The sequence below is a fragment of the Pseudomonas sp. NPDC089996 genome (assembly GCF_044748405.1).
Taxonomy (GTDB): domain Bacteria; phylum Pseudomonadota; class Gammaproteobacteria; order Pseudomonadales; family Pseudomonadaceae; genus Aquipseudomonas.
In genome coordinates, this window is record NZ_JBIVGA010000012.1 from 1 (window position 1) to 14,973 (window position 14,973).

The 14,973-nt window shown below is 65.8% G+C and carries 13 protein-coding genes and 1 pseudogene; 6 read left to right on the top strand and 8 right to left on the bottom strand.

The window, feature by feature from the left end; all coding sequences use genetic code 11:
* From ACIPW4_RS20110 to ACIPW4_RS20125, 4 genes and pseudogenes are all read left to right on the top strand, one after another.
* Positions 1-446 (top strand): aromatic-ring-hydroxylating dioxygenase subunit beta (locus ACIPW4_RS20110; RefSeq protein WP_400660860.1); only part of this gene is annotated, 446 nt, incomplete at its 5' end.
* Between the two features lie 166 nt (positions 447-612).
* The gene (locus ACIPW4_RS20115) at positions 613-1,857 is read left to right on the top strand and encodes an OprD family outer membrane porin (RefSeq protein ID WP_400660861.1); all 1,245 of its coding nucleotides are present in this window, start codon (positions 613-615) and stop codon (positions 1,855-1,857) included.
* A gap of 1,658 nt (positions 1,858-3,515) precedes the next feature.
* A pseudogene (locus ACIPW4_RS20120) lies at positions 3,516-3,671 on the top strand (HAMP domain-containing protein); the annotation flags it as partial.
* Positions 3,672-3,803: 132 nt separating this feature from the next.
* Positions 3,804-4,529, top strand: a complete 726-nt coding sequence (locus tag ACIPW4_RS20125; protein ID WP_400661171.1) for a methyl-accepting chemotaxis protein — start codon at positions 3,804-3,806, stop codon at positions 4,527-4,529.
* Here ACIPW4_RS20125 and ACIPW4_RS20130 read toward each other — a convergent pair.
* From ACIPW4_RS20130 to ACIPW4_RS20160, 7 genes are all read right to left on the bottom strand, one after another.
* Entirely contained in the window at positions 4,491-5,507 is a 1,017-nt protein-coding gene (locus tag ACIPW4_RS20130) for a 3-hydroxybutyryl-CoA dehydrogenase (protein WP_400660863.1), read from the bottom strand. The two genes, ACIPW4_RS20125 and ACIPW4_RS20130, sit on opposite strands and share 39 nt — an antisense overlap.
* Positions 5,504-6,604, bottom strand: coding sequence for an NAD/NADP octopine/nopaline dehydrogenase family protein (locus ACIPW4_RS20135; RefSeq protein WP_400660865.1), 1,101 nt, complete (start codon positions 6,602-6,604; stop codon positions 5,504-5,506). The genes ACIPW4_RS20130 and ACIPW4_RS20135 overlap by 4 nt, the downstream gene beginning before the upstream one ends.
* A 97-nt stretch (positions 6,605-6,701) precedes the next feature.
* Positions 6,702-7,661, bottom strand: a complete 960-nt coding sequence (locus ACIPW4_RS20140; protein ID WP_400660866.1) for an AraC family transcriptional regulator — start codon at positions 7,659-7,661, stop codon at positions 6,702-6,704.
* Between the two features lies 1 nt (position 7,662).
* Positions 7,663-9,021 (bottom strand): spinster family MFS transporter, encoded by a 1,359-nt coding sequence (locus ACIPW4_RS20145; protein WP_400660868.1) that lies wholly within the window; start codon positions 9,019-9,021, stop codon positions 7,663-7,665.
* Positions 9,022-9,276: 255 nt separating this feature from the next.
* On the bottom strand, positions 9,277-10,212 hold the full coding sequence (gene catA / locus ACIPW4_RS20150; RefSeq protein WP_400660869.1) for a catechol 1,2-dioxygenase: 936 nt from the start codon (positions 10,210-10,212) through the stop codon (positions 9,277-9,279).
* Between the two features lie 51 nt (positions 10,213-10,263).
* A complete protein-coding gene (gene catC / locus ACIPW4_RS20155) occupies positions 10,264-10,554 on the bottom strand; it encodes a muconolactone Delta-isomerase (protein WP_003256111.1) in 291 nt (96 codons plus the stop codon).
* Positions 10,555-10,717: 163 nt separating this feature from the next.
* Positions 10,718-11,839 (bottom strand): muconate cycloisomerase family protein, encoded by a 1,122-nt coding sequence (locus tag ACIPW4_RS20160; protein WP_400660871.1) that lies wholly within the window; start codon positions 11,837-11,839, stop codon positions 10,718-10,720.
* A 134-nt stretch (positions 11,840-11,973) separates the two neighbouring features.
* Here ACIPW4_RS20160 and ACIPW4_RS20165 point away from each other — a divergent pair, with 134 nt between their 5' ends.
* On the top strand, positions 11,974-12,849 hold the full coding sequence (locus ACIPW4_RS20165; protein ID WP_400660872.1) for a LysR family transcriptional regulator: 876 nt from the start codon (positions 11,974-11,976) through the stop codon (positions 12,847-12,849).
* On the opposite strand, the gene ACIPW4_RS20170 is transcribed toward ACIPW4_RS20165, so the two are convergent.
* Complete coding sequence (locus ACIPW4_RS20170; RefSeq protein ID WP_400660874.1) at positions 12,846-13,748, bottom strand: LysR family transcriptional regulator; 903 nt, start codon at positions 13,746-13,748, stop codon at positions 12,846-12,848. The genes ACIPW4_RS20165 and ACIPW4_RS20170 overlap by 4 nt on opposite strands.
* A 125-nt stretch (positions 13,749-13,873) precedes the next feature.
* Between ACIPW4_RS20170 and ACIPW4_RS20175 the strand changes: the two genes are divergently transcribed.
* Entirely contained in the window at positions 13,874-14,938 is a 1,065-nt protein-coding gene (locus ACIPW4_RS20175) for an AbrB family transcriptional regulator (RefSeq protein WP_400660875.1), read from the top strand.
* Positions 14,939-14,973: the final 35 nt, after the last annotated feature.

Consider the following 14,973-nt stretch of genomic DNA (forward strand, 5'->3'; position numbering starts at 1 on the left):
CCTTCATCTGGCAGGAAGGCGACATGCTCGACCATGGCGAGTACGACACCTGGCTGAACCAGTGGACCGAGAAAGGGACGTACATCATCCCGATCAATCCGAAAGAAACCGACTACGAAAACACCCTGAACTACGCCTACGACGACCACCACATGCGCGGCCTGCGCGTACAGCGGCTGATCGGTGGCGAGTCGATCTCGACCAGCCCGCAGCCACGCACTGTGCGCACGATTTCGCGCATTCGCGTGCTCAATGATGACGGCGTCAACGTCACCGTGCGTGCCGCACAGAACATCCGCGAGTTCCGCAAGGAAAGCCTCAAGCACTACAGCGCCGACCTGACCTACACCCTGGTCCGCGCAGAGGGCGGATTCAAGATCCACCGCAAGGTGATCACCCTGATCAACAGCGACGATGCCCTCGCCGGCATCGGCTACATCCTCTGAGGAACGCGCTGTGCTGTTCCCGGGCGCGGGGAAAGCGCCCGGTGCTGGATATCCGGAACAACAAAAACAATACGTGACAGGCAAGCGGGCTACAGACCTGCAGAGCGCTTCTGCCCAGTTGAAGACTGCCCAGACCTTGTACTGATCACATTTCCAGGATTACCCCATGGAACTCAAATGGCCGTTGCGTGCGAAATCATTGTGCTTGTGTGTGAGCACCGTTTTACCCCTGACCAGCTTCGCCGACGTGGTGGATGACAGCCACCTGTCGCTGAATTTCCGTAACCTCTACCTGAACCGCAATTTCACCAACTCCAGCGCGCCGGTGTCCAAGGTCGGCAACTGGTCGCAGGGCTTCGACCTGCAGTTCGAGTCCGGCTACACCGACACCCCGTTGGCAGTTGGCCTTGATCTCAATGGCCAGTATGCCTTTCGCCTGGACTCCACCGGCAACGATGGCTCGCTGCCCTACAGCCGCCATCGCCAGCAGGCCGCCGACGACTACAGCCGTGGCGGCGCGACACTGAAGCTCAAGTACGCCAGGACCCAGGTCAAGATTGGCGACCAGAAGCCGTTCTACCCGGTCGCGTCCAACGACCCCAGCCGCCAGCTCGACACCCTCTACCAGGGTGCGGTGATCGAATCGCGCGACATCGAAAACCTGACACTGGTCGGCGGGCGCTTCTGGTCGATCGTCACCCGCGAGTCATCCAACCACGAGCGCCTGTACCGTTACGGCACCAACGACAGCCTGGACAGCGATGGCCTGGACTTCGCCGGTGCCACCTACAACTTCACCCAGGATTTGCAGGGCAGCTACTTCCACGGCGTGCTCAACGACATCTACAAGCAGGACTACGGCGGCCTCAAGCACACCCTGAAGTTCGCCGACGGCTATCAGTTGAAGACCGACGTCGGTTACTTCAACAACCGCGAAGACGGCGCCGCGCGCAGCGGCCCGGTGGACAACCGCGCCTACTTCGGCCTGGTGACCCTGGAAAAGAGCGGGCACATGATCGGTGCCAGCTACCAGCGCATGACCGGCGACACGGTGTTCCCGACCCTGAACGGCTACGTGCCGCAACTGTGGCTGCCGAACTGGGCGAGCGTCCCCTTCATCCGCCCGGACGAACGCAGCTGGTCGGTGCGCTATGGCTACAACTTCGCGGCCATGGGCATCCCCGGCCTCAAGCTGTTCACCCGCTACATCAAAGGCACCGACGTCGATCGCGGCCCTGGCCTGGCACGCGACCAGGAAAGCGAGCGCGACATCATGCTCAGCTATGTGGTGCAGAGCGGCCCGCTCAAGGACCTTTCGTTCGACCTGAAAAACATGCGTACCCAGCAGAAGTACGGCAGCGACTTCACCGAGTACCGGCTGATCACTTCCTACACCTGGAAGTTCTGGTAACAGGATGCCCGGCCGGGTTTTGCTCCTTTTGCCTGGGCCTTTCCGTGCGGGGAGGGTCCGGGTTTTTTTTTGCGTAGGGGTTAGGAGGTGCCCGGTTCAAGATTTTCGGCGCCTATCAGATCGAGCGCCGCCCGCGCGGCGCATCGCGGGCAAGCCCGCTCCTACAGTCTGTTTCGGGCCAGCCTCTCCTGTGAAGCCAACAGGGACCGCCTTGTTGGCATGGCGATGCATTTCGGTGGGCGCTGATGCCGCTCCACCTGTCTTCAGACATGCACCAGGGCGGATCCTGTTGGCGGCACAGGAATAATTGGCCCGAAACAGATGTAGGAGCGACCTTGGTCGCGATGCGCCGCGCGGGCGGCGCTCGATCTGACAGGCGCTGAAAATTCTGAACCAGTCACCTGCCAGCCCCACCCCCCAATTGCCCTCCCGTGCCAACCTCTTGCCCCTCCCTGCCAATCCCCTCCCCAGCCATTCCGCCCTGCGCCGCGCCCCGGTAGCCTGCCGCGAGCCCAACTCGCGTCGCGGAAAACACCAACATGACCAACGCCTTGAGCATCCACAACAAGATCACCCTGCTCGCCAGCCTGTGCCTGGCTGCCGTCGTCGTACTCCTTACCGCACTGGCGCTCGCCCAGCGTCAGAGCAGCGAAGACCAGGTCGGCAGCAGCGCCAGCGACATGTTGCTGGCCGCCGCGCGCAGCAACCTACGTGCCGAGGGCCAGGCCCAGGCACTGCAGATCCAGCAGGGGTTCAACCACGCCTACACCTTTGCCGAGGGCGTCGGCCGCCAGATCATGCACCTGCGCCAACGTGCCGACCTGGCCCCTGCCGACCTGCGCCGCGACCTCACCCAGGTGCTGCACGATGCCCTGGCCGGGCGCCCGGAGCTGCTGGGGCTGTTCATCACCTTCGAGCCCAACGCCCTGGACGGCCACGATGCCGACTTCCGCGGCCAGCTGGACCTTGGCAGCAACGACCAGGGCCGTTTCGCCCTGTACTGGCTACAGCCTGGCCCCGGCCAGCTGCAGGCTGTACCTGGCGACGAGAAACTGCTCGCCGACACCTCGCCCGGCCCCAGCGGCGCCCCGTTCAATGCCTTTTTCAGCTGCTCGCGTGCAGGCGCCAGACCTTGCCTGCTCGAACCTTATGTCGACAGCTCCAGTGGCACCGCGCGGCTGGTCACCAGCCTGACCCTGCCCCTGATCGACCAGGGCCGTGTGGTTGCGGTGATCGGCCTGGACATCGACCTGGCGACCCTGCAGCGCGATGCCGAGAAAGCCGCCACAGCGCTGTACGACGCCAAGGGCGACATCGCCATCGTCAGCACGGCCGGGCTGCTGGCCGCCGACAGCAGCCACCCCGAACGCCTGGGTACGCTGTTCAAGGCACGCCACCCCGAGCAGGCGGCTGCCATGCTCGACGCCGCTGCCGCAGGCCACACCCAGGCCTTCGAGGATGCCGAGCACATGCGCATGCTGGTGCCGATCCAGCCATTGCCGGAAACCAGCCCGTGGGCCGTACTGGTCAGCGTCGGCAAGGACGTGCTCGGCGCGCCGGTGGCCGCGCTGCAGGAACAGATGCGCACCCAGCGGCTGCGCAGCCTGGCCCTGCAGGTCGGCCTGGGGCTGGGCATTGCGCTGCTGGGCGTGGCCATGATGTGGCTGACCGCACGCAGTGTCAGCCGCCCGCTGCTGCGGGTCGCCTACCTGCTGGAAGACATCGCCGAAGGCGAAGGCGACCTGACCCGCCGCCTGGCCTACCCTGGCAAAGATGAACTGGGCCGCCTGAGCCGCGCCTTCGACCGCTTTCTGGAGCGCCTGCAACCGGTGATCGCGCAGGTCCAGGGCGGCGTGCGCGATACCCGCGACACCGCCGACCAGTCGGCGCGCATCGCCAGCCAGACCAGCGCGGGTATGCAGCAGCAGTTTCGCGAGATCGAACAGATGGCCACCGCGTTGCACGAAATGTCCGCCACCGCCCAGGCTGCAGCCCACAGTGCCGCGCAAGCCGCCGAGGCCGCCCGCCATGCCGACCAGGCCACCGGTGCCGGGGTGCAGGTGATCGAAAGCACGACCCAAGGCATCCAGGCGCTCGCCACCGGCATGAGCGAGGGCATGCAGCGCCTGCATGCCCTGGCCGCGAGCAGCGAGCAGATCGGCGCAGTGATGGAGGTGATCCTGTCGATCGCCCGGCAGACCAACCTACTGGCACTGAATGCGGCGATCGAAGCGGCCCGCGCCGGTGACGCCGGCCGCGGCTTTGCCGTGGTCGCCGACGAGGTGCGCGGCCTGGCCCAGCGCACCCAGGCCTCGGTGGAAGAGATTGGCGCGATCATCGACAACCTGCGCAACGGCACCCATGAGGTGACCGGCGCCATGCAGCACAGCTACCAGCAGGCTCAGGCCAATGCCGAACAGGCGCGTCAGGCCCTGCAGGCACTGGCGCAGATTCGCCAGGCGGTCAGCGTGATCACCGACATGAACGTACAGATCGCCTGCGCCGCCGAACAGCAGAGTAGCGTGGCCGAAGAAGTCAACCGCAACGTCGAGGCGGTGCGCGATGTCACCGCCTCGCTGTCCGGCCAGGCCGAGCGCTCGGCGGGCATCAGCCAGCAGCTGAACGACCTGGCGTCAGAGCAGCAGGGGCTGATCGAGCGCTTCAAGGCCTGAGGCAAAGCGCGGCGCCAGCCCGGCCTGGTGCAAGCGCTGCACCAGGCTTGCCAGGCGCCCGTGACGGTAGGCGTCGATGTCGGTGGCGCGGTAGTCGTAAAACCCCACGCCATCGCGCAGCCCGTTGCGCCCGCTGGCCATGTTGTCCAGTACCGAGGGCGCCGCCTGGTAACGCTCGCCCAGGTGCTGACTGAGGTAGCGCGAGGCGTGGTGCAGGATGTCGCCACCGCCCCAGTCGATGAACTCCAGCAGGCCCAGGACCGAGAAGCGCAGGCCGAAACCGGTGCGTACCGCCAGGTCGATCTGCTCGGCGCTGGCCACCCCCTCCTCGACCATGCGCGCCGCCTCGTTCATCACCAGCGCCTGCAGGCGCGGCACGATGAAACCGGGGGTGGCGTTGCACAGCACCGGCACCTTGCCGATGGCCTGCAAGGTGGCCAGGAGTTCGGCAACGACCGTTTCGCAGGTTGCAGCGCTGCGCGACACTTCCACCAGCGGCATCAGGTGCGCCGGGTTGAGCCAGTGGGCGTTGACCATGCGCCCGGGTGCGCTGAGCATGGCGGCCAGCTCGGTCACCAGGAAGGTCGATGTGGTCGAGGCAATGATCGCGTCCGCCGCCACATGCCGGTCGATCCAGGCAAAGGCCTCGCGCTTGGCCTCGTGCACTTCGGGCACCGCCTCGAACACCAGCCGGCATCCTTGCAGTGCCGGGCCGCCCTGCTCGAGCGTCAGCAGCCGAATCCGCGCCAGTAGCTGGTCGGCCTGTTGCGCATCGATCAGTTCGAGGGCGACCAGGCTGTCCGCCTGCACGGCGAGGTTGCGCCGCAGCGCCGCAAAGTAGTCTGCCTGCGCTTGCGCCAGCCGCGGTTTGAGGTCGATCACGCTGACCTGCATGCCGGCCTGGGCAAAGGCCAGGGCGATGCCCTCGCCCATGCGCCCGGCACCGACCACGGCGATGTGCCGCAATGGCCCGCTCATGGCGCGACACCGTCACGCAGCAAGGCGGTCATCTGCCCGCGGTCCAGCGCAGCCAGGCCAAGGTTTTCCAGGGTACGGCCTTCGCCATACAGGTCGCGCCCGGTCACCGCCGACGCCAAGGCCAGCAACCCCTGCGCCACCGGGGTCGGCACACCGGCCCAGCGCCCGACCGAGACCAGCAGCGACAGGCCCAGGCGGGTGTCTTCGAGCATGTAGCGGTGCTGCTGCAGGTCGATCTTCTCGCGCCAGTCACCGCTGTCGGTGAGTTTGCCATGGGCACCACGGCCGTACATCCACTCATCGCCCTGGTCGGTGTTGTAGTGGTCGGCCAAGGGGAAGTGCGGTGCCGGGTAGCCCAGCGCCTCGCGCACACGCATGCGTTCGGCATCCAGCGCATTGGTCACCCGGCGGATCGACGGCTGGGTGCCTTCGTTGTGGATGTCCCAGGATTCGAAGTGCTCCAGCGGCCCTGCATTCATCAGGATCAGCGGCGGGTGGATGACCGGCCCGGCGTTCATCAGTGCGCCACTCAGGGCATCCTCGATCGGCTCGACGCTGGGGTAGGCCTCGCGCAGCACGCTGAAGGCATGCGCCGACAGGCGGCTGGGCAGCACGCCGGTGGGCAGGCGCGTGGCGTAGGCACTGATCACCAGCTGGTCGGCGCCATGCTTGCGCACCAGGTAGGGCAAGGTGCCGGTTTCGGCGAAGGCCACCTCGGCGCAGTTGCCGCAGTCGCGCATGGCCTTGGCGAACAGGTAGCTGCCAAAGGTGCCCGGCGGCAGGAACACCACTTGCCCGGCGCTGAGCAACGGCGCGACTTCGGCAGCCAGGGCCGCGTGGCTGGTCGACGGCAAGGGGATGATCACCAGGTCCGCGCCCTGCAGCGCCTGGGCCAGGTCGCTGACCAGTTGCAGGTTGTCGCCAAGCGCCAGCTGGCGGCTGCCGCGGTAGTCGCGCACGGTGATGCTGCCAATCGCCTGCAGGGCGCGCAGGGCCGTGGCGTCGCGGCGCCAGAGCCGGGTGGCATGGCCGCGCTCGGCCATCTCGACAGCCGCTGCATAGCAGCCGTGGCCGCCGCCAAGAACAGTGATTTGCATGGGTGGAGCTCCGCGTGTGTAAGGTAGGCCGATGCTAGCCATCACGCGTGCTGCCAGCGCTGCGGATCACGCAGGCACCCTACCGATTGCGCAATTTTCAGCCTTTGAGCGTGTCGGAGGGCCGGCAACCGAAACGCTGCCGGTACTGCCGGGTGAAATGCGCGGGGCTGTTGATGCCGAAGCGCAGCAGCACGTCGGTCACGCTGCCCTCGCCGCTCTGCAATGCCTTGTGCACGGCCAGCAGGCGCCGGTCGCGGATGAACTCGACCGGTGTCTGGCCGAGGAACTGACGAAAACCGTTCTGCAGGGTGCGCACCGAAACGCCGCTGAGCGCACACAAGGTGGCCAGCGCCAATGGCTGGTCCAGGTTCGCCTCGATATGCTCGCGCGCCCGGCGTACATGGCAAGGCAGCGGTATGCCCGCAGGTTGCAGCAGCGCGTTGGAGTAGTTGTGCGGCAACTGGGTCAGCAGCAGTTGCACCAGGTGATCCGCCAGGCCCTGGCGCAACGGCGCCAGGCTCAGTTGCAGCGCGAACAGCCGGCACAGGTAATCCAGGGTCAGGCCCAGCGCATGCACGCCAGGGTGGTCGGCCGCCAGCGGCACGTCGAACACCAGCGGCTGCCCCAGGCTGCGGCCCAGCAGCTGCTGCAAGTGCAGCTCCAGCGCCTGACGCGGCATGCTGAGCACCGCATTGCGGCAGGCGCCGCCGGTGACGATGCGGCTACTGGCGAACGGCGAGCTGACGCTCAGCCCGCCTGCCGCCACGGCGGCATGTTCGCGACCATGGCGAATTTCGCACTGCCCTTGCAAGGTGGTGCGGAACAGGTACTGCGCGCCTGTGCCCTCGAGGCTGACTTCCACCGGCGCATCGTAGTGCAGCTGCAGCAGGCGCACGCCGGCAAATTCCACACCGCTGACCTGCAACTGCGGCGCAGCATCGTCCAGCACCCGCAGCCGGTGCGGGCAGAGGTAGCGGGCCAGTTGTACCTGCATCTCTGCCACATCCTGCGAATGAAACAGCGGAAAACGCTCCAGCAGCTGGATGTCCGCCAGCATCTCAGGCCTCGGCGGGGTGTTCGCGGCGCATGCTGTCACGGAAGCATTTGCAGCCCCTGGCCAGCAGCACGATGGCCAGCAGCGAGGCGCCGAAGCTGACGATCGACATCGACGAACCGACAGCGGCCGGGGCACCGAAGTAGCGGTCGGTGATCAACGCCACCAGCGTGGTGCCCAGGCCCAGCCCAAGCAGGTTGCTGATCAGCAGGAACACCGCCGACACCTGGGCACGCACTTGGTTGGGCGAGAGGATCTGCATGGCGGCAGTGGAAGCCGGCATCGGGAACGAGGCGAAGAACATCGCCGGTACCAGCAAGGTCACCGACAGCCATAGCTGGTCGACCTGCGAATAGAGCACGGCCGGCACGATCATGCCCACCGCGCCGATCACCCCGGTGCGCATGGCCGCATCGCTGCGCCCGCGCTTGGCCAGGTGGTCGGTGAGCCAGCCGCCGAACACCACGCCGGTGGTGTTGGCCAGCAGCAAGATGGTGCCGAGCATGAAACCGGCCTGCTCGGGGCTCATGCCGAACTTGCGGATGTACAACGCCGGGGTCCAGCTCATCATGCAGAACAGTGCCATGGCGTAGAACGAGAAGCCCAGGTAATGGCAGCCAAAGGTCGCCCGGTGGCGGCCGATGAAGCGCAGGCCATCGCTGAGGCGGACCTTGCGCACCTTGCCGTCGGCATCCAGCTGCGCGCCCTTGCGCTGCGGGTTGCGCACCGTCAACCAGACCAGCAGGCCGACGATCACCCCAGGCAGGCCGACGATGAAGAACGCCAGCTGCCAGGCTTTCATCGCACCGAGGAAGGCCACCTCGATGGTTTGCGCATCCTTGAGCAAGGTGATCACGTAGCCGCCGACCAGGAAGGCGATGCCGCCGCCGACGAACGAGCCGATCGAGTAGATGCCCACGGCGCGGCCGAGTTTCTCTTTGGGGAACAGGTCGCTGAACATCGAGTACGCCGACGGCGACAGTGCCGCTTCGCCGACACCCACGCCGATGCGCGCCAGGAACATCTGGGTGAAGTTCTTGCTCAGGCCGCAGGCGGCAGTGGCGAAGCTCCAGAAGATCACCCCCACGGCAATGATGCGCGGGCGCGAGAAGCGGTCGGCGAGGTAGGCGATGGGCATGCCCATGAACGCGTAGAACAGCGAGAACGCCAGGCCGTGCAGCAGGCTGAACTGGGTGTCGCTCAACTGCAGGTCGGCTTTGATCGGCTCGATCATCAGGGCCAGGATCTGCCGGTCAACGAACGAGAAGATGTAGGCCACCATGCACAGGATGACCACGTACCATTCGTAGAAATAGCGCTTGTTCTGCTGCTTGAGGTGTTGCTCTTGAGTGAGGGTATTCATGCTCGCGAATTCCTGAGGGGGCAGCCTGGAAAGGGATTACAAGGCAGTGACCTGTCAGTAACAGGCGAGCGCACGCAGGGCGGGATTACGCATGACCAAGGACCTTTATTGTTATTGGAATGGAGGTATGGCAGTTACTTGAATTGCATTTTGTGCCCGCCCCACTGTGGGAGCGGGCGTGCCCGCGAAGCGGACACCGCGTTGCAAGGCACCGGCTTTGCCAGTGTTCGCGGGCATGCCCGCTCCCACAAGGGCTCAAATGGTCTGCAGCGCCCGTGGGCGGTGGCTACGTTCTTCGGCCTCTGGCGCCTTGGCAGTCTGCAGCCGGAAGTCGAACGACAGCTCGGCAAAGCGCTCGCCCTGCACACCACGGTCACGCGCCGCCGCAGCATCGTCGACAAACCGCAGGTCGCCGATCAGGCCGTCGCGGGTGGCGTAGGCGAAGTCGTCCCACAGGTACTTGTCACCGGCGAAGTTGATCTGGGTGGTCAGGTGGCGATGGCCTGGCGCCGAGATGAAGAAGTGCACGTGCGCCGGGCGCTGGCCGTGGCGGCCCAGCAGGTTCAGGCATTCCTGGGTCGGGCCCTGCGGGTCACAGCCATAACCGGACGGGACGATGGAGCGGGCGCGGTAGCGGCCTTCGTCATCGGTGACGATGCGCCGACGCAGGTTGTACTCGGACTGAGTCGAGTCGAAGTACGAGTAGGTGCCCTGAGTGTTGGCGTGCCACAGGTCGACCGTGGCGCCGGCCAGCGGCTGGCCGTCGGCATCGAACACCTGGCCCTGGAGGAACATCACCACACCGGGGTCGGTGCCGTCGTCCATGCGCGCTTCACCCTCGCAAAGCGGCGCGCCAGCCACGTACAGCGGGCCTTCGATGGTGCGTGGCGTGCCGCCGCCCAGGCCGGCCTCGGCGTCCTTGGCATCCTGCAGCAGGTCGATGAAATGCTCGATGCCCAGGCCCGCCGCCAGCAGGCCGGCTTCGTTACGGCCACCGAGGCGGTTGAGGTAGTCGACGGCATGCCAGAACTCGTCTTCGCTGACCTCCAGGTCTTCGATCAGGCGTGCGGTGTCCTGCAGGACACGAAGGATGATCTGCTTGAAGCGCGGGTTGCCTTCGGCCTGGCCAATGCCGGCCACTTGCTCGAAGAAGGCCTGGATATCGGCGGTGTGGGAGATCTTCACGGTCATGTCTGCTTACCTCGAATTGTTCTTGTCTGGTAGTCGTGGTGCAAGGATGAATCAACGGTCGTCGCTGTGGATCGACGATGGGTGGCGGCACAGGCCGTCGACCTCGATGTCCATGTACGGGAACAGCGGCAACTGCATCAGCGTGTCGTGCAGCGCCTCGACGCTGGGCACGTCGAACACGCTGTAGTTGGCGTAGTGCCCGGCGATGCGCCACAGGTGCCGCCAGGTGCCCTCGCGCTGCAGGCGCTGGGCCAGTTCTTTCTCGTCAGCCTTAAGTTGCGCGGCCTTGGCCGGGTCCATGTCGACCGGCAGTTTCACGGTCATCTTCACGTGGAACAGCATGTTGTTTTCTCCTGTCTTGCAAAGTGTTCAAAGGCTGGCACGGCCCCCTGTGGGAGCGGGCGTGCCCGCGAAGCAGGCACTGCGGTGAATGGCACCGGCTCCGCCGGTGTTCGCGGGCAAGCCCGCTCCCACACCGGTTCTGTGTTTACCCTTAGTCTGCGACTCAGCGGCGGGCGAAGCGCGCCAGGCGGGTTTCGTCCAAACTCAGGCCCAGGCCCGGGGTGCGCGGCACGTGCAGCTGGAAGTCGTGGTACTGCGGTGGCTCGTTGACGATCTCTTCGGTCAGCAGCAGCGGCCCGAACAGTTCGGTGCCCCAGGTCAGCTGGCGCAGGGTGAGGAAGGCATGGGCCGAGGCCAGGGTGCCGATCGAGCCTTCGAGCATGGTCCCGCCGTACAGGGCGATGCCGGCTGCCTCGGCGATCTGCGCGGTGCGCAGCACGGCGCGCGGGCCGCCGTTCTTGGCGATTTTCAGGGCGAAGATGCTGGCGGCGCCATCGGCGGCCAGGCTGAAGGCATCTTCGACGCTCTCGATGGACTCGTCGGCCATGATCGGTGCCGGGCTGCGCTGGTTCAGTCGCACCTGGCCGCCACGGTTGATGCGCGCGATCGGCTGCTCGATCAGGTCGATGCCGTTGTCGCCGAGCACCTGGCAGGCGCGGATGGCTTGCGACTCGTCCCAGTACTGGTTGACGTCGACACGCACGCTGGCACGCTCGCCCAGCTCACGCTTGATCGCCACCACGTGCTTCAGGTCCTGTTCCAGCGGGTTGGCGCCGATCTTCAGCTTGAACACGCGGTGGCGGCGGATGTCCAGCATGTGCTCGGCCTCGGCGATGTCGCGGGCGGTGTCGCCGCTGGCCAGGGTCCAGGCCACTTCCAGGCTGTCACGCACGCGCCCGCCGAGCAGTTCGCTGACCGGCAGGCCAAGGCGCTTGCCCTGGGCGTCGAGCAAGGCGCTTTCGAGGCCGGACTTGGCGAAGGTATTGCCCTTGGCCAGTTTGTCGAGCTTGAGCATGGCGGCGTTGATGTTGTCCGCCGGCAGGCCGATCAGGGCCGGCGCCAGGTGCGCATCGATATTGGCCTTGATGCCCTCAGGGCTTTCGTAACCGTAGGCCAGGCCGCCAATGGTGGTGGCCTCGCCAATGCCTTCGACGCCGTCGCTGCAGCGCAGGCGCAGTACCACCAGGGTCTGCTGCTGCATGGTGTGCATGGCCAGCTTGTGCGGGCGGATGGTCGGCAGGTCGACGATGATGGCGTCGATGCGCTCGATCAGGGCGTTTGTCATGGTGCGCAGTTCCCGTCAAATCAGGCTGCAGGCTGCAGACCCGATACTACATTTACTTGATTATTCAAGCATTGCGCGAGACCCTGAGTGCCGTCCAATATCAAATGAATCTCCCACCATACCCTGGAGGTCTGATGGAGCTGCGCCATCTTCGCTACTTCAAGGTCCTGGCCGAAACCCTGAACTTCACACGCGCCGCCGAGTTGCTGCACATTGCCCAGCCGCCGCTGAGCCGGCAGATCAGCCAACTGGAAGATCAGCTCGGCACCTTGCTGGTGGTGCGCGAACGCCCACTGCGCCTGACCGAGGCTGGGCGTTTCTTCTACGAGCAGACCTGCACGCTGCTGCAGCAGCTGGAAAACATCAGCGACAACACCCGGCGCATCGGCCAGGGCCAACGCCAGTGGCTGGGCATCGGTTTCGCCCCTTCGACCTTGTACACGGTGCTGCCGGAGCTGATCCGCGAGCTGCGCAAGGACAGCGAGCTGGAGCTGGGCCTGAGCGAGATGACCACCCTGCAGCAGGTTGAGGCCCTGAAAAGCGGGCGCATCGATGTCGCCTTTGGGCGCATCCGCATCGACGACCCGGCCATCCAGCAACAGGTACTGCGCGAAGACCCGCTGGTGGCGGTGCTGCCCAAGGGCCATGCCCTGGCCGGTGCCCCGCTGACCCTCGAACAGCTGGCCAGGGAAGCGTTCGTCCTCTACCCCGCCAACCCCAGGCCGAGCTATGCCGACCACATTCTCGCGCTGTTCGCCCACCACGGCATGAGCCTCAAGGTCAGCCAGTGGGCCAACGAGCTGCAGACCGCCATCGGCCTGGTGGCCGTCGGCCTGGGCGTGACCCTGGTGCCGGAGTCGGTGCAACAGCAGCACCGCACCGATATCGAGTACGCCAGCCTGCTTGACCGCAGCGCGGTCAGCCCGATCATTCTCAGCCGGCGCAAGGGCGACAGCAGCCCCATCGTGCAGCGCTGCCTGGCGTTGATCGCCCAGCAGGCCGAGGTTTAGCCGCGCTCGAAAAAGCTGCTGCCCTTTTCCTTGAGCAGCGTCACCAGCGCCTCTGCGGCCGGTGACAGGTATCCGTCGGTACGCACCGACACCGCCACAGTGCGGCGCATGGTGGTCTGGCGCAGCGGCACTTCACGCAGCCAGGACATGCCCAGCCCGTGTTCGACAGTTTCCCGTGCGGCGAAGCTGAGCAACTGGGTACGCGCAATCAGGCGGGGCAGCAGCGAGATGGCGTTGGTCTCGATCTGCACCTGCGGCACCGGCAACTGGTGGACGATGAACACGTTGTCGATCCAGCGACGGGCGGTCACCGTCGGCCCCGCCAGCACCCAGCGGTACTGGCACAGGCTCTGCAGGTTGATGGGGCCGGCGAAGATCGGGTGCTCGGCGCTGGCCACCACGATCGCCTCGTCTTCGAGGATCGGGTAGGTGGTGAACTCGGGGTCCATGGCGATCTGCGGTGAAATGGTCACGTCCAGCCGCCCGGCGCGCAGCGACTCCTTGAGCACATCGTCCTGGGCGATGGACAGCTTCAAGGTCACTTCCGGCGCCCGCTCCAGCAGCGCTGCGGTCAGGTGCGGCAGCAGGTGATCGGCCATGCTGGCCGCGCAGCCCAGGCGGATATTACCCACCAGGCCGCAGGCAAAGTCGCGCACCTCGCGCTCGGTCTCGGCGATGTTCAGCTGCAGCTGCTTGCCGCGTGCCAGCAGCAGCTTGCCGACATCAGTGAGCTTGATGCGCCGGCCATCGCGCTGGAACAAGCGGGTGCCCAACGACTCTTCCAGGCGCCGGATGCTCTTGGTCAATGCCGGCTGGCTACGGTTGAGCTTCTCCGCCGCGCGGCCCAGGTGGCCCAGTTCGGCGATGGTTTCGAAATAAGTAAGGTCACGCAGGTCCATGATTCATGAATTTCAGTTATGGATTCATCAAAAGTAGAAAATAGACTTGATCGATTGCGCCGTCGATAATTTTCTCCACTGGCGCCGCCAGCCCCCGCGTTACCGCTGCACAAGGAGTATCCACGTTGCAGACCGCCCTACCCGGCTCTTCCAGAACCCTTTTCCAATGGCTTGCCTTGCTGATCTGCGCCGGTGCCTTCGGCCAGCTGCTGCATACCCTGGCCGTACCGGCCGGGCTGTTCCTCGGCCCGATGCTGGTGGCCATCGTCTTCGGCGTGTGCGGCGCTCAACTGCACCTGCACCGCCAGGTGTTCCGCTTCGGCCAAGGCTGTGTCGGCCTGCTGGTGGCCCACTCGGTGACCTGGGCGGTGCTGGTGTCGATGGCCCAGTCCTGGCACCTGATGCTGGTCGCCACCGTCATCACGGTGGTGCTCAGTGCCCTGGTTGGCCTGGGCACCGTACGCTTCGGTGGCATCCCCGGCAGCACCGCCGCCTGGGGTACCGCGCCAGGGGCGGCTTCGGCCATGGTGTCGATGGCCGAGGAAAACGGCGCCGACGGCCGCGTGGTGGCGACCATGCAATATGTGCGGGTGGTGTGCGTGGTGATGATCGGCTCGCTGGTCAGCCACCTGCTCGGCGCCAGCCCGGGCGCAGGCGCGGTGGCCAATGCGCCAGCGGTGCTGGAAGGCCCGCACCTGCTCGACAGCCTGTTCAGCCTGGGTGTGGTACTGGTCGGGATTGTCCTGGGTAGCCGCCTGCCGGCCGGTGCCTTGCTGACACCGCTGTTGCTGGGCGGCGCCCTGCAACTCAGTGGGCTACTGACCATCAGCCTGCCCGAGCCCTTGCTGGCGATTGCCTACGGCGCCATCGGCTGCTACATCGGCCTGCGCTTCGACCGGCAGACCGTACGCTATGTGTGGAAGCGCCTGCCGACCATGATTGCCGGGGCGGTGGCGCTGATCGTGCTGTGCGCCGCCTGTGCCTATGTGCTGGCCCTGGCGATGGGCTCGGACTTTCTGTCGATGTACCTGGCCACCAGCCCGGGCGGGCTGGATGCCATGGCGATCATTGCCGTCGAGACCCATGCCGATGTCGGGCTGGTGCTGGCGATGCAGACATTGCGGTTGTTTGGAGTGATTCTGACCGGGGCCTTCTGTGCGCGGCAGATCATACGCCTGACCCGAGTGTAGATTGGGGCCGCTTTGCGGCCCTTTCGCGACACAAG

Bases quoted from the DNA above. Each gene is read 5' to 3' on its own strand.
- ACIPW4_RS20170 (WP_400660874.1), bottom strand. From the start codon at position 13,748: ATGGACCTGCGTGACCTTACTTATTTCGAAACCATCGCCGAACTGGGC.
- ACIPW4_RS20130 (WP_400660863.1), bottom strand. From the start codon at position 5,507: ATGAGCGGGCCATTGCGGCACATCGCCGTGGTCGGTGCCGGGCGCATG.
- catA (WP_400660869.1), bottom strand. From the start codon at position 10,212: ATGACCGTGAAGATCTCCCACACCGCCGATATCCAGGCCTTCTTCGAG.
- ACIPW4_RS20115 (WP_400660861.1), top strand. From the start codon at position 613: ATGGAACTCAAATGGCCGTTGCGTGCGAAATCATTGTGCTTGTGTGTG.
- ACIPW4_RS20135 (WP_400660865.1), bottom strand. From the start codon at position 6,604: ATGCAAATCACTGTTCTTGGCGGCGGCCACGGCTGCTATGCAGCGGCT.
- ACIPW4_RS20140 (WP_400660866.1), bottom strand. From the start codon at position 7,661: ATGCTGGCGGACATCCAGCTGCTGGAGCGTTTTCCGCTGTTTCATTCG.
- ACIPW4_RS20125 (WP_400661171.1), top strand. From the start codon at position 3,804: ATGGCCACCGCGTTGCACGAAATGTCCGCCACCGCCCAGGCTGCAGCC.
- ACIPW4_RS20160 (WP_400660871.1), bottom strand. From the start codon at position 11,839: ATGACAAACGCCCTGATCGAGCGCATCGACGCCATCATCGTCGACCTG.
- catC (WP_003256111.1), bottom strand. From the start codon at position 10,554: ATGCTGTTCCACGTGAAGATGACCGTGAAACTGCCGGTCGACATGGAC.
- ACIPW4_RS20145 (WP_400660868.1), bottom strand. From the start codon at position 9,021: ATGAATACCCTCACTCAAGAGCAACACCTCAAGCAGCAGAACAAGCGC.
- ACIPW4_RS20165 (WP_400660872.1), top strand. From the start codon at position 11,974: ATGGAGCTGCGCCATCTTCGCTACTTCAAGGTCCTGGCCGAAACCCTG.